The sequence below is a fragment of the Actinoplanes sandaracinus genome (assembly GCF_030009775.1).
GTDB lineage: Bacteria > Actinomycetota > Actinomycetes > Mycobacteriales > Micromonosporaceae > Actinoplanes > Actinoplanes sandaracinus.
Map to the genome: position 1 here is coordinate 123,404 of NZ_JASCTH010000004.1, position 22,023 is coordinate 145,426.

At 69.2% G+C, this 22,023-nt stretch carries 20 protein-coding genes and 2 pseudogenes; 10 read left to right on the forward strand and 12 right to left on the reverse strand.

Features of this window, described 5'->3' with window-relative positions:
• The first annotated feature begins 4 nt into the window (after positions 1–4).
• From QLQ12_RS07335 to QLQ12_RS07360, 6 genes and pseudogenes are all read left to right on the forward strand, one after another.
• Positions 5–1,018, forward strand: coding sequence for a glycoside hydrolase family 6 protein (locus tag QLQ12_RS07335; RefSeq protein ID WP_282758051.1), 1,014 nt, complete (start codon positions 5–7; stop codon positions 1,016–1,018).
• Positions 1,019–1,117: 99 nt separating this feature from the next.
• Positions 1,118–3,913: a phosphoenolpyruvate carboxylase gene (gene ppc / locus QLQ12_RS07340; protein ID WP_282758053.1), complete on the forward strand. Its 2,796-nt coding sequence runs from the start codon at positions 1,118–1,120 to the stop codon at positions 3,911–3,913.
• A gap of 386 nt (positions 3,914–4,299) precedes the next feature.
• Positions 4,300–4,707 carry a transposase gene (locus tag QLQ12_RS07345; protein WP_282758488.1) on the forward strand — a complete coding sequence of 136 codons (408 nt, stop codon included), beginning with the start codon at positions 4,300–4,302 and terminating at the stop codon, positions 4,705–4,707.
• Between the two features lie 124 nt (positions 4,708–4,831).
• Positions 4,832–5,125: a hypothetical protein gene (locus QLQ12_RS07350; protein ID WP_282758055.1), complete on the forward strand. Its 294-nt coding sequence runs from the start codon at positions 4,832–4,834 to the stop codon at positions 5,123–5,125.
• 221 nt (positions 5,126–5,346) lie between these two features.
• A pseudogene (locus tag QLQ12_RS07355) lies at positions 5,347–5,577 on the forward strand (transposase); the annotation flags it as partial.
• A gap of 207 nt (positions 5,578–5,784) precedes the next feature.
• Positions 5,785–6,762, forward strand: a complete 978-nt coding sequence (locus QLQ12_RS07360; RefSeq protein WP_282758057.1) for a hypothetical protein — start codon at positions 5,785–5,787, stop codon at positions 6,760–6,762.
• 217 nt (positions 6,763–6,979) lie between these two features.
• Here QLQ12_RS07360 and QLQ12_RS07365 read toward each other — a convergent pair whose 3' ends face one another.
• From QLQ12_RS07365 to QLQ12_RS07380, 4 genes are all read right to left on the reverse strand, one after another.
• A complete protein-coding gene (locus QLQ12_RS07365; protein ID WP_282758059.1) occupies positions 6,980–7,363 on the reverse strand; it encodes a hypothetical protein in 384 nt (127 codons plus the stop codon).
• A gap of 503 nt (positions 7,364–7,866) precedes the next feature.
• On the reverse strand, positions 7,867–8,766 hold the full coding sequence (locus QLQ12_RS07370) for a hypothetical protein (RefSeq protein ID WP_282758061.1): 900 nt from the start codon (positions 8,764–8,766) through the stop codon (positions 7,867–7,869).
• Positions 8,763–9,143 (reverse strand): PadR family transcriptional regulator, encoded by a 381-nt coding sequence (locus QLQ12_RS07375; protein ID WP_282758063.1) that lies wholly within the window; start codon positions 9,141–9,143, stop codon positions 8,763–8,765. Before QLQ12_RS07375 ends, QLQ12_RS07370 begins: the two co-directional genes overlap by 4 nt.
• Positions 9,144–9,613: 470 nt before the next feature.
• Positions 9,614–9,856: a hypothetical protein gene (locus QLQ12_RS07380; protein ID WP_282758064.1), complete on the reverse strand. Its 243-nt coding sequence runs from the start codon at positions 9,854–9,856 to the stop codon at positions 9,614–9,616.
• A 219-nt stretch (positions 9,857–10,075) separates the two neighbouring features.
• Between QLQ12_RS07380 and QLQ12_RS07385 the strand changes: the two genes are divergently transcribed.
• Complete coding sequence (locus tag QLQ12_RS07385; RefSeq protein ID WP_282758065.1) at positions 10,076–10,558, forward strand: hypothetical protein; 483 nt, start codon at positions 10,076–10,078, stop codon at positions 10,556–10,558.
• Between the two features lie 56 nt (positions 10,559–10,614).
• Here the strand turns inward: QLQ12_RS07385 and QLQ12_RS07390 are convergent, their stop codons facing one another.
• Together QLQ12_RS07390 and QLQ12_RS07395 are read right to left on the reverse strand one after the other, a co-directional pair.
• Positions 10,615–11,472 (reverse strand): MerR family transcriptional regulator, encoded by an 858-nt coding sequence (locus QLQ12_RS07390; RefSeq protein WP_282758066.1) that lies wholly within the window; start codon positions 11,470–11,472, stop codon positions 10,615–10,617.
• A gap of 150 nt (positions 11,473–11,622) precedes the next feature.
• Positions 11,623–12,489, reverse strand: coding sequence for an ABC transporter permease (locus QLQ12_RS07395; RefSeq protein ID WP_282758067.1), 867 nt, complete (start codon positions 12,487–12,489; stop codon positions 11,623–11,625).
• Positions 12,490–12,904: 415 nt separating this feature from the next.
• Here QLQ12_RS07395 and QLQ12_RS47015 point away from each other — a divergent pair, with 415 nt between their 5' ends.
• Entirely contained in the window at positions 12,905–14,071 is a 1,167-nt protein-coding gene (locus QLQ12_RS47015; protein ID WP_407651432.1) for a zinc metalloprotease, read from the forward strand.
• A gap of 141 nt (positions 14,072–14,212) precedes the next feature.
• Here the strand turns inward: QLQ12_RS47015 and QLQ12_RS47020 are convergent.
• A pseudogene (locus tag QLQ12_RS47020) lies at positions 14,213–14,503 on the reverse strand (transposase); the annotation flags it as partial.
• A gap of 113 nt (positions 14,504–14,616) precedes the next feature.
• Between QLQ12_RS47020 and sigJ the strand changes: the two are divergent.
• Both sigJ and QLQ12_RS07410 read left to right on the forward strand, forming a co-directional pair.
• Complete coding sequence (gene sigJ / locus QLQ12_RS07405) at positions 14,617–15,561, forward strand: RNA polymerase sigma factor SigJ (protein WP_282758068.1); 945 nt, start codon at positions 14,617–14,619, stop codon at positions 15,559–15,561.
• 81 nt (positions 15,562–15,642) lie between these two features.
• Entirely contained in the window at positions 15,643–16,827 is a 1,185-nt protein-coding gene (locus QLQ12_RS07410; RefSeq protein WP_282758069.1) for an NAD(P)/FAD-dependent oxidoreductase, read from the forward strand.
• A gap of 357 nt (positions 16,828–17,184) precedes the next feature.
• Here QLQ12_RS07410 and QLQ12_RS07415 read toward each other — a convergent pair whose 3' ends face one another.
• The 5 genes from QLQ12_RS07415 to QLQ12_RS07435 form a co-directional block, all read right to left on the reverse strand.
• Positions 17,185–17,895 carry an ABC transporter permease gene (locus tag QLQ12_RS07415; protein ID WP_282758071.1) on the reverse strand — a complete coding sequence of 237 codons (711 nt, stop codon included), beginning with the start codon at positions 17,893–17,895 and terminating at the stop codon, positions 17,185–17,187.
• The gene (locus tag QLQ12_RS07420) at positions 17,895–18,845 is read right to left on the reverse strand and encodes an ABC transporter ATP-binding protein (RefSeq protein ID WP_282758073.1); all 951 of its coding nucleotides are present in this window, start codon (positions 18,843–18,845) and stop codon (positions 17,895–17,897) included. The genes QLQ12_RS07415 and QLQ12_RS07420 overlap by 1 nt, the downstream gene beginning before the upstream one ends.
• Positions 18,842–19,705, reverse strand: coding sequence for an ABC transporter permease (locus QLQ12_RS07425; RefSeq protein ID WP_282758075.1), 864 nt, complete (start codon positions 19,703–19,705; stop codon positions 18,842–18,844). The genes QLQ12_RS07420 and QLQ12_RS07425 overlap by 4 nt, the downstream gene beginning before the upstream one ends.
• Positions 19,698–20,612 (reverse strand): ABC transporter ATP-binding protein, encoded by a 915-nt coding sequence (locus tag QLQ12_RS07430; protein ID WP_282758077.1) that lies wholly within the window; start codon positions 20,610–20,612, stop codon positions 19,698–19,700. The genes QLQ12_RS07425 and QLQ12_RS07430 overlap by 8 nt, the downstream gene beginning before the upstream one ends.
• A gap of 79 nt (positions 20,613–20,691) precedes the next feature.
• A complete protein-coding gene (locus tag QLQ12_RS07435; RefSeq protein WP_282758079.1) occupies positions 20,692–21,966 on the reverse strand; it encodes a glycosyl hydrolase in 1,275 nt (424 codons plus the stop codon).
• Positions 21,967–22,023 lie beyond the last annotated feature (57 nt).

Here is a 22,023-nt window from a genome sequence, read left to right on the forward strand (position 1 = left end):
CGAGATGGCACGGCACCTCTCCCCGGGCGGCCGCCGGCGGGCGCTGCTGCTCGCCGCGCTGCTCGGCGTCACCGCCGGAGGCATGACCGCGAGCGGCCCGGCGACGCCCGCGCCGCTCCGGACGCCGGCCGTGGTCCAGAGTTCCGGGCTCTACGTCGACCCCGGCGGGCTGGCCCCGCGTTACCTGCGCAATCTCCGGCAGTCCGGGCGGCACGCCGAGGCGGCGGCCATCCGGCGGATCGCCGACCGGCCGGCCGCCACCTGGTTCACCGACGCCCGGCCCGGGTTCGCCGACCGGGCCCGGCGGCTGGTCACCGCGGCGGGCGCGGCCGGGGAACTGCCGGTGCTGGCGCTCTACTTCATCCCGCACCGGGACTGCCGGCAGTACTCGGCGGGCGGTGCGCGCAACGCTCAGGCGTACCGGAACTGGATCTCCTCGATGGCCGCCGCGATGCGCGGGCACCGCGCCCTGGTGATCCTCGAACCGGACGCGGTGGCCCAGGCGGTGCGGGGATGCCTCGGGCCGCGCGCCGCCGCGATCCGGTACGCGCTGCTCGCGCACGCCGTGGACACGCTCCGGGCGGAACCCGGCGTCGCCGTCTACCTGGACGCCGGGAACCCCGGATGGATCCCCACCGCTCAGATGGCGCCGGCGTTGCGACGGGCCGGCGCCACCCGCGCCCGCGGCTTCGCGCTCAACGTCGCCAACTTCGAGACCACCACCGACAATCTGCGGTACGGGACAGCGCTGTCCCGTCTCCTCGCCGGAAAGCATTTCGTGGTCGACACCAGCCGCAACGGCAACGGGCCGGCCCGCCGCGGCGCGGGCGACCGGCACTGGTGCAATCCGCCCGGCCGGCGGCTCGGCGCGGCGCCGACGCTGCGGACCGGACAGCCGCTCGCCGACGCGTACCTCTGGGTGAAACGTCCCGGGGAGTCCGATGGCGCGTGCGGCGCCGGAGCCCCGCCCGCCGGCCAGTGGTACCCGGCCTATGCACGTGCTCTGACCGGGTCATGAGACTCTTGACTCAATTCGCCCCCTGACCGGGGTACGCCGATAACATCGGCGAAGTCGGGACAGCGCCGTCCTGGAGCCATCCGAGCGAAGGAGCGCCCGATGTCCGACGAGCCTGCCCACCTCGACCCGGAGGGTCCCGACGCCGCCCTCCGCGCCGATATCCGACGCATCGGCACGCTGCTCGGCCAGACCCTGGCCCGCCAGGAAGGCCGGCCCCTCCTGGACCTGGTCGAGGAGATCCGCGCCCTGGTCCGGCAGGACGCCCGCGCCGCCGCCGACCGCCTCTCGGCGATGGACATCACCACCGGCACCAAGCTGGCCCGGGCCTTCTCCACCTACTTCCACCTGGCCAACATCACCGAGCAGGTGCACCGGGCCCGTGACCTGCGGCGCCGCCGCGCCCGGGACGGCGGCTGGCTCGACCAGGCCGCCAAGCGGATCGCCGAGCAGGGCATCGGAGAGCAGGAGATCGCCGCGGCCGCCCGCCGCCTCGCGGTGCGCCCGGTCTTCACCGCCCACCCCACCGAGGCCGCCCGCCGTTCGATCCTGTCGAAGCTGCGCCAGGTCGCCGACTCGCTCGACGCCGAGTCCGCCGCCGCCGCGCTGTACGGCGCCACCGACACCACCGTCTCCACCAAGCGGTTCGCCGAGCTGATCGACCTGCTCTGGCAGACCGACGAGCTGCGCCTCGACCGGCCGGACCCGACCGACGAGGCCCGCAACGCCGTCTACTACCTCAAGGACCTCTACGCCGAGGCCGCCCCGCAGGTGCTCGACGACCTGGCCGAGACGCTGCGCCGGCTCGGCGTGGAGACCGCGCCCACCGCGAAGCCGCTCACCTTCGGCACGTGGATCGGCGGCGACCGCGACGGCAACCCGTTCGTCACGCCGAAGGTCACCCGCGAGGTCCTGCTCATCCAGCATGAGCACGGCATCCAGGCCACCGAGAAGGCGATGGACAAGCTGATCGACGAGCTGTCCGTCTCGCGGCGGCTGCGCGGCGTCTCCCTCGACCTGTCCGCCAGCCTCGCCCAGGACCTGGACAACCTGCCGGAGGTCCAGCAGCGGTTCCGCCGGGTCAACGCCGAGGAGCCGTACCGCCTGAAGGTCCGGGCGATCAAGGCGAAACTGGCCAACACCCGGGCCCGGCTGCAGAACAACACCCCGCACGTGGCCGGCCGCGACTATCTGGGCAGCGAGGAACTGATCGCCGACCTGGAACTGATGCGCGCGTCGCTGGCCCGCAACTCCGGCCAGCTCTCCGCGATCGGCGTGGTGGCGACGGCGATCCGCCAGGCGTCCGCGTTCGGTCTCCAGCTGGCCACCCTCGACGTGCGCGAGCACGCCGAGAAGCACCACGAGGTGCTCCAGCAGATGTACGCGCAGGTCGGCGAGGTCGACGACTACGCCACCCTGGACCGGGTCTCCCGGACCAAGCTGCTCGCCGCCGAACTGACCGGGCGGCGGCCGCTGTCCAACAACGACACTCCGCTGACCGACTCGGCGCGCAAGACCTTCGACGTGTTCAACACGATCCGGGAGTCGCAGGCCCGGTTCGGTGAGGACGTCATCGAGTCGTACATCATCTCGATGACCCTCGGCGTCGACGACGTCCTCGCCGCGGCCGTGCTGGCCCGCGAGGCCGGCCTCGTCGACATCCACACCGGGCGGGCCCAGGTCGGCATCGTGCCGCTGCTGGAGACCCCGGCCGAGCTGGACGCCGGCGGTGACCTGCTCGACGAGATGCTCTCCCTGCCGGCCTACCGGGAGATCGTCCGCGCCCGCGGCGACCTCCAGGAGGTCATGCTCGGCTACTCGGACTCCAACAAGGAAGCCGGCATCACCACCAGCCAGTGGCGCATCCACAAGGCGCAGCGTTCGCTGCGTGACGTCGCGGCCCGGCACGGCGTGCGGCTGCGGCTCTTCCACGGCCGCGGCGGCACCGTCGGCCGTGGTGGCGGCCCCACCCACGAGGCGATCCTGGCCCAGCCGTACGGCACCCTCGACGGCGCGATCAAGGTCACCGAGCAGGGCGAGGTCATCTCCGACAAGTACACGGTGCCCGCCCTGGCCCGGGAGAACCTGGAACTGACCGTCGCCGCGGTGCTCCAGGCCACCCTGCTGCACACCAACATCTCGGTCGACCCGGTCCGGCTGAAGGTCTGGGACGCCACCATGGACACCGCCTCGGACGCGGCGTTCACGGCGTACCGGTCGCTGGTCGAGGACCCCGACCTGGCCGCCTACTTCTGGGCCGCCACCCCCACCGAACTGCTCGGCGCCCTCAACATCGGCTCCCGCCCGGCCAAGCGTCCCAACGCCGACGCCGGCCTGAGCGGCCTGCGGGCCATCCCGTGGGTGTTCGGCTGGACCCAGACCCGCCAGATCGTCCCCGGCTGGTTCGGCGTCGGCTCCGGCCTCGCCGCGGTCCGCGCCGCCGGCCAGGGCGCCGAACTCGACGCGATGCACGAGAACTGGCAGTTCTTCCGCACGTTCCTGTCGAACGTCGAGATGATGCTCGCCAAGACCGACCTCTCGATCGCCCGCCGCTACGTGGAGACCCTGGTCCCCGAGGAGCTGCGGCCGATCTTCACCAAGATCGAGCGCGAGTACGAGCTGACCGTCCAAGAGGTTCTGGCCATCACCAAGGGCTCGGAACTGCTGTCCTCGCAGCCTGAGCTCAACCGCACGCTCAGCGTCCGGGACACCTACCTGGAGCCGCTGCACCACCTCCAGGTCGCACTGCTGCGCCAGTACCGCGAACTGGGCGACGCGGGCCGCCAGATGCCGACCGCCCCGGGCGCCCGCCGCGGCCCGTCGGACTCGACGGCCCTGGAGCGCGCCCTGCTGACCACGGTCAACGGCATCGCCGCCGGCATGCGCAACACCGGCTGAGCATTCCGCCGCGACCAGAACGAGGCCCCGCATCGGAACCGGGACTCTGTTGGCGAATTCCGAAGTAGACGCCCGCCCCGGCATGATCTCCGCTGATCATGTTCGGGGCGTTCGTCGTGGAGATTGGGGTGTCGCTGCGTCCGATGGGCCTGTGCGAGGTTCCGGAATTGACTGCTCGGATTGCCCGGACCGCGTTCCCGTCTGGGACTGCCGCGATGCGGGGTACGGGACTTCCTGGGGCCGATCCTTACTGACGACATGTTCCGCGACGCCTTCCCTTCGCGCGGCAAACCGGCGCTGTCTCCTGCCCGGTTGGCCTTGGTGTCGGTGTTGCAGTTCGCGGAGGGCCTGGCGGATCGGCAGGCCGCGGACGCCGTACGGCCCGCATCGACTGGAAGTACGCCCTCGGTCTGGAGTTGACCGATCCGGGCTTCGACTACTCGGTGCTCTCGGAGTTCCGCTCGCGGTTGATCAACGGCGGCCTGGAGCGGGCCGTGTTCACTGCTGTCGTCGACGCGGCACGAGCGTCCGGCCTGGTGAAGACCAGGGGGAAGCAGCGCACCGACTCGACCCACGTCATCACGGCGGTGCGTGAGATCAACAGGCTGGAACGCTGTATCGAGACGATGCGCGCCGCGTTGAACGCGCTGTCGGTGCTGGCGCCGACCTGGGTGGCGGCGCTGGCGGACGCCGGGTGGTTCGACCGCTACAGCGACCGCCCGAAGCAGTACCGCCTGCCCGCAAGCGGATCGCGCTTGCCGAACAGGTCGGCGCGGACGGCTTCACGCTCATGATGGCGGTGTTCGCCTGCGACGCACCCACACACCTGCGCCAGGTGGAGGCCGTAGAGGTCCTGCGGCAGACCTGGGTCCAGGAGTACGCCATCGCCTCCACCGACGACGGGCAGGAACGGATTGTGTGGCGGCCCCGAAGGACTGCCCGCCGGGTGTGGTGCGCCTGGCCAGCCCCTACGACACCGATGCGCGCAACGCCGTCAAGCGGGACACCTCCTGGTCCGGCTACAAGGTCCACCTCACCGAAACCTGCGACCCCGAGCAGGTCTACCTGATCACCCACGTGGCCACCACCGTCGCCACGACCCCGGACACCGGCATGATCGCTGTGGTTCACCGCGACCTCGCCCAACGCGACCTGTTGCCCTCGGTGCATCTGGCCGACGCCGGCGCCGCATCTGGTGTCCGCTCGCCGTGACCACGACGTCACGCTGATCGGCCCGGTGCAAGCGTCCACGGTGCGCCGGGCCGACAGCGGGTTCAGCCCTTCCGCCTTCACCATCGACTGGGACACCCGCACCGCCACTTGTCCCGGCGGCCAGACCACGACGAACTGGCGAGAGGCAACCAGCCATCGAGGAACACCCCTCAGCCGGATCCGATTCCTGAAGACCCAGTGCCAGCCCCTGCCCGGTCCGCAGTCAGTGCACCACGTCACGTTCCCGCAACCTCACCCTGCGCCCGCGGGAGGAGCATGAAGCGCTCCAGATGGCCCGAGCTGACCAGTCCACGGTCGAGTGGAAGCGCCGCTACCAACCCCGGGCCGGCATCGAGGCCACCATCTCGCAGGGCGTCCGCAGCTGCAACCTCCGCCGCTGCACGTCCCACTTCGCCGCCCTGCGCCCCGGATCTGAGGATCTGAGGATCTGAGGATCTGAGGATCTGAGGATCTGAGACGGCCTACCCGAACGGCGCCAGCCGGCCGCCCTCGGGGAGGCAGAGGAGTCCAGCTCTGAGTAACCGAGAGTTGCATCGGCTGCCGACTCGCCCATTCTTTGAACGTGCTCAACTGCCGAGAAGCGGACGCAGGCAATGGAGGGCGCGACGGTCGGTTGATGTCGGGTAGCGTGCCTGACCGTGTCGAATTCCGCAGCACTTGCGCTCGCGCGGGTCATGGCCCACTGCGGCGGCTCGCCCGCCGAGGCCATGGCATACGTGGCCGCAGCGATCAGGGAGAAGCCTGCTGACCCGGAACCCTATGAGGTGATAGCCGAGCTGCGTCGACAATCGCCAACGGAAACAGCTGCCGCTGTCGCCGCACCGGCCAACCTGTGGCAATTCGTGGTCGGGTCTTACCTGTACTTCCTAGACGGAGACACAGACCAAGCCGCGCGATGGTTGGGCTCAGTGACGGGTTACCGACCTGACATCGGCTGGGCCACAGCGCCATGGTTTAACAGCGAGCGGTTCCTCGCGACGGTCACTGCCCACGGACTCGCCGATGCCGCCGTGAACATCACCGACTACGGCACCGACCTTGACAACGACGCGGTACGGATGAATCTGCGGCCATGGCTACAGGCAGTCAACGTCGTCTGCGAGCGGGATCCGGTGGCCACGCAGATGGCTCGCATGGCGATCCTGCTGCGATTCTGCGGGCAAACAGACGAGTCTTTGGCCCTGTGCAACCGTGCGGACGCCGTGGAAAGGGTGATGCTAACTGAAGTCGTCCGTGCCGGGACCTGGGGATTCCTCGGCCATCAGCGCGAGCGCTCAGCAGCACTGCGACGAGCACTTCAGCTGGACCCGGCCAACTGGTCGCTCTATCTCGATCTGGCCGACCTCGCAGCGGCAGACGGTGACTTCAACACGGCCGCCAACTTGGTAAGCCAGGGCCTTAAGCACGAAGCTGAAGACGTCACGCTAAGGGCTGCTGGAGCTACATACCGCCTACTCGCTGGCGGCTCCCTTGCCGATCTAGATCTACTGCTCGAGTTGGCACCAGCACTTCCTCACCAGGGATACCGGAACGGACTGATCGAACAAGCCCTTAGCGTCGAAGGCCTTCCGACTGACCGAACAATGAGAGCCCGCGAGCTCCTGGGCAGGCATTGACTCGCAGCACCCGTCTAGCCGTCCCGGCCGCCCTGTTCTATGCGCACATCTGCCGCCGATGGTGCACACCGACCAGCGGCGGCCTATCACGCTCGGTGGCCAGCCCGCGGGCCGCTGCCGACGTGCTGAATGGCCGAAGACATGGCCGAAGACCTGACGGCTTCAGTGCGAGACCGAGGTGGATGGTGCTGCTGCCCGGCCAGTGCCCCTCACGCTGCTACCAGATGATGACGCCGCCCTGTACCGCCTTGGCGCGTTCTGCAGCGTGCCGCATGTTGGAGAGGTAATGGAGGATGCGATCCGTGTCGTAGCCAGTCGCGGCGGAGAGTTGCTCGACGTTCTCTGCCAGGAGTACGCATTCCTGCTGGAAGGCGTCGAGTTGGCCGGGCAGGACCTGGAGGTTGCCGCGGTTCTCGGCTGTAATGTCTGCGAGTTGCGGCAAGAGCGACGCGCCGAGGCGCCGAACTGCCGACGCTCCCCACAGCCCATAACGGGACCGTTCACCTCCGGTCCCCGTACTGGTACCCGGCGGGGCCTCAACAATGTTCCGGCCGGCATAAGCCTCGTCGTCCGGCACCCACACCGCAATGTCTATGCTCATTTCCACACTCCCGCCACGCCTCGGATGACGGCCAATGCTAACGATGATCACATGCACTGAACTGCCGCCGATAACGCGCGCTGGACCCGTAACCGCGTAACGCAATGTCATGGGGTGCTGGTAGTTCCGGCCCAAAAACAACTGCAGTGCTGCTCAGAGCAGCTGCTCAGAGTCAAGGTTCTCGACTTCGAAAGCGCTCCTGGCCAGCGCTGAGGTTGGCCTTTGGGGCCGGAACCTACCGGAGGCCTTCGACGCGGTGCCGCGGGGCACCGGACCAGCGTTTCGGCATCGGCACCGGCTGGCTCAGCTTGCTGATCTGCCGCAGTGGCCGGAGACAGCCGGCGCGGTTCCCAACGCTGGCGGCGGTACTGCGGCGGCGCGGGTTGCGACCGTGGTGAGCGCGGCCGCCGAGCGGCCCGGCATTTTCAAGTACGGCAACCTGGTGATGCTGGCGGCAGCAGTCCGCAGCGTTGATGAGCTGGCCGATTGACGGTGTCGCACGTTCAGAGGCGAACGTGTCGCCATTGCGCTGCCGCGACCATGCCGGCCGCTATGGCAACACCGAGGGCCACTGACGCCATGGCGTCGACTCGCGGGAGGTCCGTCCTCAGTCCGTCGAAGGTGATCTGCGCCAGTGTCATGAGGACGAACATGGGGGCGACGGCGATCAGCATCCGCCGGTCCGCCGTGGCGACCCACAGGAAAGCAGCCGCTGTCGCGATCTTTGCAACCACCAGCCAGGTCGGCGTCGCGTCATCATCGAACGCCAGTTGCTCGATCCGGGCCAGGCCGAGCACGAGTACGAGCGCGAGCACGCTCACCGAGACGGCGACGGCGGTGCGGGGCCCGACCCGGGGAACATCAGCGGGGCGGCGAAGACCGGCGATCACCAGCGGAGCCGCCACCACCGCAGCCCACCACTGTGGCATTCCATGGCCGTACGGGTAGTCGGGAACGACCGCCTGGGCGGCGATCGCAGCGAGCACCAGGCCGGTCGCCAGGCGTTGTCGGTCCAGGGCCAGAGCCGCAAAGGCCGCGATGCCCAGAGCCAGGGCCGGTCCGTGTTCGTGCAGCACGGGCCGGAGTAGATCGCCTCCGCCGTGGGTGAGGGCCGCGGCGAGGATGAAGATCGTCTTCAGTGCGCCCAAGGCCAGTAGGCCCATGGCTGCCAGATGCATGCCCTGCCAGAGCAGGACCACCTTCGGGCGGCCCGCCGCGCTGCCCGCGCGAACTCGTAGTCCACCACGTACCAGGGCGGCTGCCTGTCGTGGCTGCGGCCACCGGCGGTGGGCGGCCTCGCCGATCAGGATTTCGAGCAGCTCATCCGCACGTTCGCGGCGGTAGCCGGCCGGATACGACCGCAGCAGAGTCCGATAGCGGCGCTCAAGGGTGTCGTTGTTCATGCCGGCGATGTCCTCCAGGAGAATTGTGCGCCTGCCGACGGTGGGAAAAGGGAGTCGAGGAGTCTGGCGTGCACGACGCGCGCCGCCTCGGCGAGTCGGTCCGCCGCCTCAGTGAGCACCGCGCGACCCTCCTCGGTGAGGCGGTAGTAGCGCCGGGCTCGTCCGTTGATGATCTCCTCACCGTCCGCGACGATGAGGCCCTCACCGAGGAGCCGATCAACCACCGAGTACAGGGATCCAGCCGCGAGCTTCACCCGGCCGCCGGAAAGTTCCTCCACGCGCTTGATTACGGCATATCCATGGAGCCGCCCATCGAGGAGCGCGGCGAGAACGAAGTAGGAGGGCTCCCTCAAGGAGCCACGCGAGCTTGATCGCATGGCAGCAATATACAAGTAGTGTGTATATACAGCAACGCCGCGCTCCTCTTCCCGGCATCACCACGCGGCGTCGCGCCGGTCCCGGCTTCCTGGATTCGGGCCACGCCGCCCAGGCTTGTGGAGTTCGCCGCACGAGGCTTGCGACGGTCGCGGTCAGCACGAAGTCCTCACCCGTGGCCTGATAGGCCTCCGGCAGTTCCCGGCCCGAAAGCCCACCTCAGCGCTGGGCAGGAGCGCTGTCGAAGTCCAGAACCTTTGACTCTGAGCAGTTGCCCTGAGCAGCACTGCAGTTGTTTTGGGCCGGAACCTACCGGCACCCCCGTCATGGTGAACCTTGCGGTCCCTGAGCGGCCACGGGAGGCAACTGGGCGGGGCGGCGGGCCGGCAGTCTCGTCCGCCCCGCCGCCAACAACGACGGGGCGGATTCGCCAACAGAGTCCCGGAACCGGTGCGGGGCCTCGTCGCTCACGCTAGTTGTGCAGTTCGTGCAGGAACTCCCCGGCCGCGTTGAAGGTGCGCACGGTGCCCGGCGGGAGGATGCTCATGCCACCCTCCCACTGGATGATCTCCATCTCGGCGGCCTCCATCGCCTGGACCTCGGCATACATCCACTCACCGGGACCGAGGTCGTAGTCCATGCCGAGCGGCTCGAACATCACCGTGAACGACGTGTCCTCGTCAGCACTGATCTTGATCCGTAACGGCTTGCTCAATTCGTCGCCCGCTTCCCTGCATCGATGACTTCACCGGGCCCTGGGGCAGCCGGGGTTCGCAGGCCATGTGACCGGTCGTCGCATTTTTCCTGCAGCAACACGTGATCGGTCGACCGGGCGGGCCGTCTGCCTGTTGTCAGAACCTGTCAGACGCTACCGAACACCCCCGCTACCGGCCGAAAGTCGTTGCCGACACGGCATTCGCCTTCTGGAGGAAACATGCTCAAGCGGGTCATGACCATCATCGGGGCGGCGGCGCTCGCCGTCACCGGCAGCATGATGGTGGCGTCACCGGCCTCGGCGGCGTACGGATGTACCGGAAACCTGGTGGGTTCCTGGGCCGTGCCGTTGAAGGACATGCTCGACGGCTCGACCTACTACCGCAGTGACGTCAAGGTCTACTACGACGCCAGCACCGGGTGGAACTGCGCGGCCCTCGTCAAGCGGCCCGGCCACGCCCGTTACGGCGACAAGACGCCGCTGTTCATCGAGATGTACAACGAGCGGTGGGCCGAGGACAACTACCGGAACAACTACGACCAGGACCAGGGGGCCTTCAAGTACTACGCCGGCCCCATCAAGGTCTACGGCAAGAACATGTGCCTGAGCTTCAACGCCTCACACGGCGACCACGAGGCGCACCCCGGCCAGCCGTACAGCTACAACGGCCGCCTGTTGAAGACGGGTGTCGCCTGCGGATGATCTAGCGCGTCACCGGCCGGGCACCCTTCCCGGGTGTCCGGCCGCGTCGGACGTGATCAATCTCCGCGAGTGATGGCCGCACTTCCGTCCGTGGCGAGGAGTTGTGCCGTGCGTTCCATGCAGCGTTTCCGGGCGGGAGACCAGTCGTAGGGCATCTTGGTGACTGATTCGAAGGCGCTCATCTGAGTCTCCTTCTCCTCTGCCGAGTCGGCGTCGTAGATCTCGAAGAGCTTCTCCTCGGCCACGTCTAGCCCGGCTGCCTCGACGGCCCGATCCAGGGCCATGTGGTGGGCGTATCGCTGTACGGCGAGTTCTTCCACGCGCGGGTCCTCGGTCTCCACACTGTCGTCCAGGGCCGCCTCGGCCGCGTCCAGACGGTCCTGCTCCGCCCGCAGGTCGGGGTGGGTGGCCAGCACGATGAACACGCTGGCCTGGATCGCGGCGCCCAACGGGCCGAAGACGCGTTCCGTGACCAGCAGCGCGTCCAGGTCGGCGGGGCGCAGTGTTCCCGGGGGCAGGTGGCCGAGCCGGTCGGTGACCAGTTCGGAGAGCAGTCCGAGCGGGCTGCCCACGGCTTGGAGACGCTGGACGGCCCCGCGTTGGCGTTTGATGTCGGCCTCCTGGGCGGCCAGGGTCTCCTCCAGCCGGCCCAGCACATCCCCGATGTCCCGGGTTCCCTCGAAGGCGGCCCGCACGTCGTCAAGGCTGATGCCGGCCTCCGCCATCTTGCGGATCCACAGCAGGCGGATCATGTCGTCGTAGCCATAGCGGCGGCGACCGTCCACGCCCCGCTCGGGCTCCGGCAGCAGACCGATCTGGTGGTAGTGGCGAATAGCGCGCGGCGTGGTCCCCGCGAAGACGGCAGCATCACCGATCTTGACTTGCCGGGGCGGCATGGCGAAGGAGTACGTCACAGACGGAGCCTTTCGTGCTGAGGTCCTTCGAGGAGACCACGTGCCGCTACGGCAGGTGCAACACCAACGACCACGCTGGTCATAGCCGATGCGCTACGCGGTGATGCCACTCCTGGCGTCAGCCGGGTGGCCAGCGTTGCCGTGGGGTGGTCACAGCGAGGCTATTTTCCGGTAACGGGCGAGCAGGAGCAGGAAGCACGCGGCGACCAGGCACGCCGCCTCGATGCCGTAGATCGGGCCGAACCTGCCCACGCCCACGTCGAGCTGACTCTCCCTCTCGGTGAGCCACTCGCCGACGCCTCCGATCAGGAAGGTCGGGCTGGCCAGCCCGGACAGGCCGTTGGCCGTGGTGGACGGCAGCGAGGCGAGCACGCCGACGACCGGGACGGTCATCATGAAGACCGCCACGATGCCACCGGCGGCGAACGCCTGCTTTCCGGTGAGCGACGCGATCAGCAGGCTGATACCGGCGAACATCACCGCCCAGAGCAGGCTGTACGCCCAGCCGGGCAGCAGCTCCCCGAGCTCGTTGAACACCCCGCGGACGCCGGTCTTGGTGGTGAACGCGGCGCCGAGGAACATGATGAACTGCGGCACGCCGAGCAGCAGCCAGATCGCGGCCGTCATGGCGGCGAGCTTGGCGATCACGTAGTCGGCGGCCCGCAACGGACGGCTGAAGTAGAGCGGCAGCACCCCGGCCCGCAAGTCGCGGGAGACCAGCTGCGGCGCGACGATCGCCGCAAAGAAAATGATCAGTAAGCTCATCTGGTCGGCGTACTCGAAGTAGGTGAAGAACACCTCTCCGGTGATCGAGCGGCCGGCCGCCACGATGACGGCGACCAGCAGCATGATGCCGGCCACCAGCCAGGGGAAGATCTTCGCCGTGGCGGAGCGGCCGAGCCCGAAGGCGGCGCGCAACCCGTGCACGAAGAGGGCCCGCTGCATCGCGACGCGGCCCAGCCGGGGACCGGAGTACCGCTGGTACCCGATGTCATGGATGACGCCGGTCTCCGACATCGGCGGTCTCCTTCGTCGTGAAGAGGCAGCCGTCGTTCGTATAGGCGTCACTGTGACGGAAGTACGAACGCGGGGTCCTGGCCCGTCGGCCACCGCTCACGCTACCTGCGGAGAACGGGTTGAGAAACACCCACTCAACGTGCCGTTCAACCTCCCGCTCCATCCCGACGTCGCTGCGGACGAGGTCGCTGCGTCATCAAGGGCAACTACGGTGCGTGCCGGCCAGCGCGTGGGGCGCGGGCAGCGATAGGACTCACCGAGCGGTCAGATTGCCGCCGTGGTACGGCTGAACTGCGGATACGCGTCCCGCGGGATCTTGACAGGCAAGGCTTGAGCACTGACAGACTCTCCGACTCTCGGACACGGGGGATTGTCTGAAGCCGGACCGCGACCAGCTCACGACCAGGGGGACAACATGCAGTTCGCCCTGGGAGTGGAATGGCGGGTCAGTAAACGCGGTCTGGTCATCGCTGGTGTCGACGGTGATGCCATGCTGCTGGAGCATCCGCGTGCCGCCGTTCTGCCCGGTCTGCTCGCTGCTAACCCAAATGCCACGGAGCTGGCTGAACGGCTTGGCGGGCCGAACAGCACCCGGCTGGTCGAGGAGATGACCCAGGCCGGCATCCTGCGCGACCCGGCCGTCGAGGCACCGTCCGCCGCGACGCCTCGACGGGTGACGGTGACCCGCTCCGGCGTCGAGGTCACCGGCATCGACCGGCCGGCGCAATGGTGCGCCCGGCACGTCCTGCCTTTACTGGTGAGCTGGCCGGGTCGGATCCTGATCGGCGCGGTTGTCGTATCCGGGATCTGGTCGCTGTTGATGGGCCGGCCGGCCGGGCCGACCGTGTCGGCGCGGCCGTGGGTGGACGCCCTGCTCGGTTTCGCGATCGGACTGGGGTGCTCGGCGCTGCACGAGTTCGCGCACTCCGTGGCCCTCGCTCACTACGGCCGCCGGTCCCGGCGGGCCGGGTTCGGCTTTTACTGGGGCGCCGTCTCCTTCTATGTGGACTCCACCGAGGCGATGACGCTGCCCCGGCGTGCCCGGGTCATCCAGGCCCTGGCCGGCCTCGCTGTCGACGTGGTCACCATCTGCCTGCTCGCGATGATCGCCCAGGTGGCCACGTCGACACTGCTCACCGCGGTGGCCTGGCGGCTGGCCGTGCTCGGGGTGGTCGACGTCGTCGCCAACCTGGCCCCGATCCTGCGGGTGGACGGCCACTGGGCGCTCGCCGACCTGCTCGACGAGCCCGACCTCGGCTCCCGCGCCCGCAGCGCCCTCGGCGACCTCCTCCGACGACGACGACGACGCGACCCTATGACCCCGGCCTGGCTGCCCTGGTACGGCGCGATCAGCCTGACCTGCGGCGTCGGTCTGCTCGCCGCGTCCGCCTGGGTGTTCTGGTGGGCCGCCGCCGACCTCGTCATCGCACTGTTCACCGGCAACCTCGCCGAGATCGTCGTGGGTGTCCTGCTCGTCGCCCCGATCGTGGCCAGCGTCCTGTTCAGCACGCTGGGCCTCCTGCTCGAGGTCGTGCTGTCGCGGCACGCCCTGACCGATGACCCCGCAACCGCAAGGAGGTGATCTCATGCTCCGACGACTCGTCCGCCGTCTGTCGCGCGGCGTTCGCGTGCGCTTCTGACCAAGGCAAGCGGGTGAGGCTCGGATCGCGTGTCCGGGCCTCACCCTTTCTGTCCTTGCTGCAGATCGACTCCCCGCCGATGAGACGGTGGGCACACTCTTCTTCAGGTCACCGGTCTCGTCGACCACGAGAACACCGTCGGGATCAGCGAGGCGGTCGACGACGACTCGCCGCACGTCGTCACGCACGGCGTCGACGTCCCACTTCGCCCGGTACAGCAACCGTTGCATCGCATCAGGCCGGCCATGCCCGGCCTGCTCCGCCAACTGCCAGCAGGTCTTGATCTGTAGGTCGGCGAGCGGGCCGGTGACGAACCCGGCGGCCGCTCGGCGGGGTTCGACCCGGCAGAACCGGCCCGCGATCGAGTCGGTCACCAGGTCGATGGTTCGCTGCCACTGGGCAGGCTCTACGCCATGGCTCTCGGCCACCGCAAGGTCTGATGTCGTGTCCACAACGCACAGACGGTCGCTGAGATTAACATCGAGCCATGCCGGTCGGTGTGTGTGAGCTCGAGGTGTTCGAGGGCGCCAGGGCGCGGTTGGAGGCGATCGCGTACCGCCTGCTGGGGTCGGCGAGCGATGCCGAGGACGTGGTGCAGGACACGTTCCTGCGTTGGCAGTCCGTCGAGCGAGAGCTCATCGAGACGCCCGAGGCATGGCTGACGAAGGTACTCACCAACCTCTGCCTCAACCGACTCACCTCGGCGCGGGCCAGGCGGGAGACCTATGTGGGCCAGTGGCTACCCGAGCCGGTCTTCGCCGGGGACCGGATGCTCGGCCCGGCCGAGACCGCGGAGCAGCGTGAATCGGTCTCGATCGCGATGCTCACGCTGATGGAGCGGCTCTCGGCCACGGAACGCGTCGTGTACGTGCTGCGCGAGGCGTTCGGTTACTCGCACGGCGAGATCGCCGAGGTGCTCGACCTCACCGAGTCGAACTGCCAGCAGATCTACCGGCGTGCCAAGCAGCACCTGGCCGCCGGCCGCCGCCGGGTGGAGGTCGCGCCGGCCGCGGCCCGCAAGATCGTCGAGGAGTTCCTCGCCGCGGCGCTCAGCGGCAGGACCGAGGCACTGGTGCGGATGCTGACCGACGACGCGGTCCACGTGGGCGACGGCGGGGGCGTGGTCTTCTCGCTGCCGTTGCCGATCACCGGTGCGCTGCGGGTGGCGAGGTTCCTGCGCGGGCTGTTCGAACCCAGCGCGGCCAAGTGGGAGATGATCGGCGGTCGACCCGTCCTGTTCGCGGCGGTCGCCAACGGCGTACCCGCGCTGGTGCTGATGGTCGGGGACCGGGTCGCCACCGTCGTCTCGCTGGACGTGACCGACGACGGCATCGCGGCCATCCACACCCAGGCGAACCCCGGCAAGCTCGAACGCGCGACCCGCCAGTGGGCCACCTCCGAACACGGGGAACCGCTCATCGACAACTGGTGACCTGGATCACAGCTCGCCGCTGTCAGGTTTCGTGCCGCTGTCCGGTTCAGGAAGCGACACCAGCCAGACAGGAGTGAGACCATGACGCACAAGATCGTCGTTCTCGGGGCCGGATACGCCGGAGCCAACGCCGCCACGCGCCTGGCCAAGCGGCTGCACCCGGCCGACACCGAGATCACCCTCGTCAACGCCGATCCCGAGTTCGTGGAGCGCGTCCGCATGCACCAGCTCGCGACCGGTCAGGACCTCACGCCTCGCCTGCTGACCGACGTCCTCGCGGGCACGGGCGTGCGGGTGCGGCTGGCGTGGGTCACCGCCGTTGACGCCGAGCGCAAGACCGTCAGCATCGTCGAGGACGGCGGCGCCGCCGAGATCGCCTACGACACGCTCGTCTACGCCCTGGGCAGCGCCGCCGCGGACCATGGAGTTCCCGGCGTCACCGAGCACGCTCACGACATCGCCGGAAAGCAGTCCGCGCTGCGGCTGCGGGCGCGTCTGGCCGACCTCGCCGCGGGCGCGGTCGTGCTGGTCGTCGGTGGTGGCCTCACCGGCATCGAAGCCGCCACCGAGATCGCCGAGGCCCGGCCGGACCTGGAGGTCTCTCTCGCCGCCCGCGGCGGCCTCGGCGACTGGCTGAGCGAGAAGGCCCGGCGCCACCTGCGCGCGGCATTCGACCGGCTCGGCATCACCGTGCACGAGCACACCGACATCGCGGCTGTCGAGCCGGCGGGCGCGGTCACCGCCGACGGCCGCGCGATCCCGGCCCAGGTGACCGTCTGGACGGCCGGCTTCGCCGTCCACCCCATCGCCGCGGCCACGACCCTGGAGGTTTCCGCGACAGGGCAGATCGTCGTCGACGACACGATGCGGTCGGTCTCGCACGGGGACGTCTACGCCGTGGGCGATGCGGCGCTCGCGTCGGGCGCGAACGGCACACCACTGCGGATGTCCTGCGCCTCGGGAGTCCCCTCGGCCCACCTGGCAGCCGACGCCATCGCCGCACGCCTGACCGGACGCCGGCTCCCCCAGAACAAGATCGGCTACCTCGGTCAGTGCATCAGCCTCGGCCGCCGCGACGCCATCGTGCAGTGGGTGACCCCGGACGACCAGCCCAAACCGTCGGCGGTCACCGGCAAGACGGCCGCACGCATCAAGGAGATGATCTGCAAGAGCGCGGCCTGGAGCGTCTCCCACCCGACATCGATGCTCCCGAGCCGTCGCCGCCACACCCACCTCGCCGAGGAGCCTTCCGCGATCACCGCATGACACCCCACACCGCACGGGCGTAGCCGGCACGGCCTCCGTGCGGTGGTGGCCGCCCTGGAGATTGGCCGCGGCTCGTGGACCGCCATGCTCGACGCGGTCCGGCTGCCACCAGCCGCGGACGTCACGAGGCTCACCTGCGCGCAGATCCGACAGCTCCTCGACCGACTGACCGCTCCCGCCCACCGCCGCCGCGGTCTCGGCAGCACGGTCATGCGCACCCTCAGCCACCACGCAGCGCCGCTCGGCATGCGCGGCCGGCCTGCCCGGCGAAGGCCGTCACGGCCGGGGACCTGTCGCGCGACGACCATGAACGAACAGGCCCGCGGTCGTCCGCGGGCCTGTCGTGTTCGGCGGGTGTCAGCTGGTCTCGCCGGCCAGGCTGAAGGAGCCGAGGCGGTTGATGGCGGCGATCGTGCCGAGAACGATGAAGACCGCGCTCATCACCAGGGCCGTGGTGAGGCCGACCGAGGACTCGATCATCGTGGTCGGAGCGATCTTGTCGGTGATGGTGACGACGTACTGCCCGACGGCCAGGACCTTGGTGCCGCTGACGAAGTTTCCGAGCAGCCCCTCCCAGACCAGGATGTAGACCAGGCCGACCAGCACCGGGCGGCGGCTGAGCAGGCTGAACAGCAGGAACAGCGCGGAGTAGGCGAGCGCGCCGACCAGGGACGCGACGGCCAGGGCGGCACCAAGTTTCGCCGAGCCGGCCAGCAGGCCGGTGAGGAACAGCGGCACGGCCGACACCACGGTGGTGACCGTGGCCGCCACCGCGTACTTCGCCAGGATGATGTCGCGGCGGGGCAACGGCTTCGTCAGGATGTGGACGATCGTGCCGTCGTCGACCTCGGAACCGAGGACACCGGTGCCGACGATGAGGGCCACGACCGGAAGCACCACGGTGAGGCCGAGACCGACGATCACGGCGCGGCCCCACTGGTCGGGCGACACGTCGTACGCCCGGCAGAGCAGGGCCAGGCCGACCAGCAGGATCGGCAGGGGCAGGAGCAGCAGCGCCCGCCGGCGGCCGAAGAGGCCGCGCGCGGTGATGAAAGCGACCGTGGACATCAGCCCTCCAGCAGGTAGGAGAAGACGCTCTCCAGGGATTCGTCGGACGGCAGCAACTGGTGCAGACGAATGCCCTGGTCGAGAGCGATGCGGGGCAGCGCCCGGGTGAAGCTGCCGTAATCGGAGGCCCGCACGGTGAGTCCGGTGGCCTCGATCTCGATGCCGGCCACGGACTTCTCCGCGATCAGCGCGACGGCCAGCCTGCGGTCGTCGGAGCTGCGCACGGCGAAGACGTGCGGCCGGTTGGTCATCAGCCGGCGGATCTTGCGGTAGTCGCCGGAGGCGGCGAGCCGGCCGGCGACGATCACCTGGACCAGGCCGGCGACCTGCTCGACCTCTTCCAGGATGTGCGAGCTGAACAGGATGGTGTGGCCGCGGTCGCCGAGCGAGTGCAGCAGCTCCATCATGTGCATGCGCTGGCGCGGGTCCATGCCGTTGAACGGTTCGTCCAGCAGCAGGACGCGCGGCTCGTGGACGAGCGCGGCCGCGACCCGGGTGCGCTGGCGCATGCCTTTGGAGAACGTCTCGATCCGGCGCTCGGCGGCACCGGTCATCTCGACCAGTTCCAGCGCCCGCTGGGCGGCGGCGGCCGGGTCGCGCAGTTTCTGCATCTTGGCGCAGGCCGTCACGAACTGGCGGGCGGTCAGATAGCCGTGCACCGCCTCCCGCTCGGTCACCAGGCCGAGCGTGCTGTAGACGCTCGGGTTGCGCCAGGTGGGGTGGCCGTCGATGGTCACCGTGCCGCGGGAGGGCGCCAGGAAGCCGGCCATCATGTGCAGCACGGTGGTCTTGCCGGCGCCGTTCGGGCCGAGCAGGCCGGTCACGCCGGGGCGGAGCGACATGGTGATGTCGTTGACCGCCACCACGTTGCCGTACCAGCGGGAGACGTTGGTCAGTTCGACGGCGCCGGTCGTGGCGACGGTCTCGGCCGGGAGGGTCTGGGTGGTCACAGCGAGGCCACCTTCCGGTAGCGGGCCAGCAGGAGCAGGACGCAGGAGACGATCAGGCAGAACGCCTCGATGCCGTAGATCGGGCCGAACCGGCCCAGATCCCACTCGGCGTCCGCTCCGCCGCCGAGCCACTGGCCGACACCGGCGATCAGGAACATCGGGCTGGTCAGGCCGGCGAGGCTGTTGGCCGTGGTGGAGGGCAGCGACATGAACACGCCGAAGATCGGGGTGGTCATCATGAAGACCGCCACGATGCCGCCGGCCGCGAACGCCTGCTTGCCGGTGAAGGAGGCCACCAGCAGCCCGATGCCGGCGAACATCAGCGCCCAGAGCAGGCTGTACCCCAACCCGGGCACCAGGTCGCCGAGCTCGTTCCACACGCCGCGGAAGCCGTCCTTGGTGGTGAACGCCGCGCCGAGGAACATGATGAACTGCGGCACACCGAGCAGCAGCCACATCGACGTGGTCATGGCGGCGTACTTGGCGAGAACGTAGTCGGCGGCGCGCAGCGGCCGGCTGAAGTAGAGCGGGAGCGTGTTGGACCGCAGATCACGGGAGACCAGCTGGGGCGCCACGATCGCGACGAAGAAGATGATCAAAAGGCTCATCTGGTCGGCGAACTGCATGTAGGTGAAGATCACCTGGCCGGTCTGGGACCGGATGGCGGCCAGGATCACCGCGACCAGCAGCATGATGCCCGCCACCAGCCACGGGAAGATCTTCGCTTTCGCCGAGCGGCCCAGGCCGAAGGCGGCCCGCAGTCCCTGCACGTAGAGCGCCTGCTGCAGGGCCAGACGGCCCAGTCGCGGACCCCGGTAACGCTGGTATCCAATGTCATGGATGACGCCGGCCTCAGACATCGGCGGTCTCCTTCTTGGTGAAGAGCTCGGCGACGCGGTGCCGGCGCTGGTCGAGGCGGTGCAGGTTGAGGTCGAGGTCGGCGACGGCCCGCAGGATCCGGTCGTACGAGCTGTCCGACTCCATCGGCACCAGCAGCATCCGCCCGTCTCGGGTGACCTGCAGGCCCATTCCGGTGAGGGCGGCCGCGAGATCGTCCGTACCGTCGCTGACCTCGACCGCCAGGATGTCGGAGGCCTCCGTCATCGAGGAGATGCGGTCGGCGCGCAGCAGACGGCCGCCTTCGATGGCGATGAGCGAGTCGCAGATCCGCTCCACCTCGCCGAGCAGGTGCGAGCAGACCACGACGGAGATGCCGAACTCGTTGCCGATCCGGTGGATCAGGGCGAGCATGGCGTCGCGGCCGGCCGGGTCGAGGCCGTTGGTGGGCTCGTCGAGCAGCAGCAGATCGGGGTCGTGCACGAGCGCCTGGGCCAGCTTGACCCGCTGCTTCATGCCGGTGGAGTACCCACCGATCTGGCGGTACCGCTCCTCGTAGAGGCCGACGTGCCGCAGGGCCTCGGAGGCCCGCTCCCGGGCGGCGGTCTTGGGCAGCCCGCTCATCCGGCCCAGGTGGGTGACGAACTCCGATGCCGAGACGTCCCCGGGGAGGCAGTCGTTCTCCGGCATGTAGCCGACCCGCGCGCGGACCTGGTCGGTCTCGGTGACCGGGTCGAGGTCGAAGACACGGACGGTGCCGCCGCTGGGCGGCACCAGCCCGAGCATGATTTTGATGAAGGTGCTCTTGCCGGCGCCGTTGGCGCCGACGAGGCCGATGACGCCGGCGTCGACGGCGACGGTCAGGTCCGCGAGGGCGTTCACCCCGCCGCCGTACGTCTTGGTCAACCCGTCCGTAACGATGATGGTCACGGCCTCAGCCTAAGAACCACCCGCACCTCGATGGATCGGGAAATCCCCTGAGCCGCTCTCAGGGTCTCTCAGCCGGCTCTCAGCTTACGGAGACCTGAAAGACGGGGAGCTTTCCCAGTCGACGGTACTCGCGCAGGGCGGCGGGCGTGCTGTCCACCGACGAGTCCTGGCCCTTGTGGTTGGCCGGGGTCTCGAAGTGCACCATCGCCTTGATCCCCGGGAACCGGCTGATCTGCTGGCCGACCTCGCGGTAGAACTCGGCCATGTGCCCGGGGTTGCGCTTGGAGAACCAGACGCCCCACTCGGCGACCATCAACGGCTTGTCGGGGTGCCGCTGGCGTACCCAGTTGTAGAAACCGGGCCATCCGGGCTTGGTCGCCGACCGGCGGTTGAGCAGCTCGGCGAAGTCGCCGTGCCCGTAACCCGGCTCGCTGTAGGAGTAGGTGTCGAAGCCGATCCAGTCGACCACGTCGTCGCCCGGGTACATGTGCTGGAACCAGCTCTTGGTGGTGTGCGGGACGTACGCCATGTGCACCAGGACGGTGACGACGTTGGTGGCGCCCTTGGCCCGCAGCCGCTTCACCACGTGCCGGAACATCGCGGCGTAGTCGCGGGCGGTGTAGCCGGAGCCGGCCCGTTCGCGCACCTGGTCCTCGGCCTCGTGGTGCACCGCGAAGAAGAACCGGTCCCGGAAGTTCTTCCTCAGGTGCACGGCGAGCCGGTCCAGGAACGCGTCGGTGCGCCTGTCGCCGCGGGCGATCCGGGCCCAGGTGGTGGTCTCGGGTTTCCAGTTGAGCAGCAGAATCCGCTTCTTGCCGGGCTGCCGGGCGATCGCGATCTCCTGCTCGGTGGGGAAGAGCTGGCGGGTGCCGCGGTGGTACCCGTGGAAGATCGCCTGGTGCCGTCCGGTCTTCTGCTCGAACTCGGCGAGCGCCCGCACCCCGCGCTCCTCGGTGCGCGCGCCCGGAGCCACCCCCCACAGCACGCCGCACGTCGGCACCAGTTTCGACCCGGTGCGGCAGCTCCGCTGTCCGGAGCCCCGGGGGTAGCCGACGAGGGTGTCGCCGTGCCGGCCGGTGGCCGCGGGAAGCGGGGCCGGGCCCGCCCACGGTGGCGCGCCGGTGGGTGGCGCCGGCTCCGGCGCCAGCCGCGTGGGTGACTCGGGCGGCGCGAACGTTCCGATGGCCGGGGCGGACGGCGCCACGATCGGGTCCACGAAGGAGGGCGGGCCGTACGGAACTCCGAGCTGGTCCAGGCCGCCGGTCCACGCCCACGAGAGCGTGGCCGTCACGGACATGGCGAAGGCGGTGGTCAGCGCGGCGAGGTGCAGTAGCCGGGAACGGGTCTGTCTCACAAGGGCCGAGTATCAAAGGATCATGCCCGATTGTCCAGTATCACGCTGTTTTGCACC

What these genes read in the sequence shown, in the direction of transcription:
- QLQ12_RS07385 (WP_282758065.1), top strand. Translation starts at nt 10,076, where the DNA reads ATGCTCAAGCGGGTCATGACCATCATCGGGGCGGCGGCGCTCGCCGTC.
- QLQ12_RS07375 (WP_282758063.1), bottom strand. Translation starts at nt 9,143, where the DNA reads ATGCGATCAAGCTCGCGTGGCTCCTTGAGGGAGCCCTCCTACTTCGTT.
- QLQ12_RS07415 (WP_282758071.1), bottom strand. Translation starts at nt 17,895, where the DNA reads ATGTCCACGGTCGCTTTCATCACCGCGCGCGGCCTCTTCGGCCGCCGG.
- QLQ12_RS07335 (WP_282758051.1), top strand. Translation starts at nt 5, where the DNA reads ATGGCACGGCACCTCTCCCCGGGCGGCCGCCGGCGGGCGCTGCTGCTC.
- QLQ12_RS07370 (WP_282758061.1), bottom strand. Translation starts at nt 8,766, where the DNA reads ATGAACAACGACACCCTTGAGCGCCGCTATCGGACTCTGCTGCGGTCG.
- QLQ12_RS07395 (WP_282758067.1), bottom strand. Translation starts at nt 12,489, where the DNA reads ATGTCGGAGACCGGCGTCATCCATGACATCGGGTACCAGCGGTACTCC.
- ppc (WP_282758053.1), top strand. Translation starts at nt 1,118, where the DNA reads ATGTCCGACGAGCCTGCCCACCTCGACCCGGAGGGTCCCGACGCCGCC.
- sigJ (WP_282758068.1), top strand. Translation starts at nt 14,617, where the DNA reads ATGCCGGTCGGTGTGTGTGAGCTCGAGGTGTTCGAGGGCGCCAGGGCG.
- QLQ12_RS47015 (WP_407651432.1), top strand. Translation starts at nt 12,905, where the DNA reads ATGCAGTTCGCCCTGGGAGTGGAATGGCGGGTCAGTAAACGCGGTCTG.
- QLQ12_RS07410 (WP_282758069.1), top strand. Translation starts at nt 15,643, where the DNA reads ATGACGCACAAGATCGTCGTTCTCGGGGCCGGATACGCCGGAGCCAAC.
- QLQ12_RS07425 (WP_282758075.1), bottom strand. Translation starts at nt 19,705, where the DNA reads ATGTCTGAGGCCGGCGTCATCCATGACATTGGATACCAGCGTTACCGG.
- QLQ12_RS07365 (WP_282758059.1), bottom strand. Translation starts at nt 7,363, where the DNA reads ATGAGCATAGACATTGCGGTGTGGGTGCCGGACGACGAGGCTTATGCC.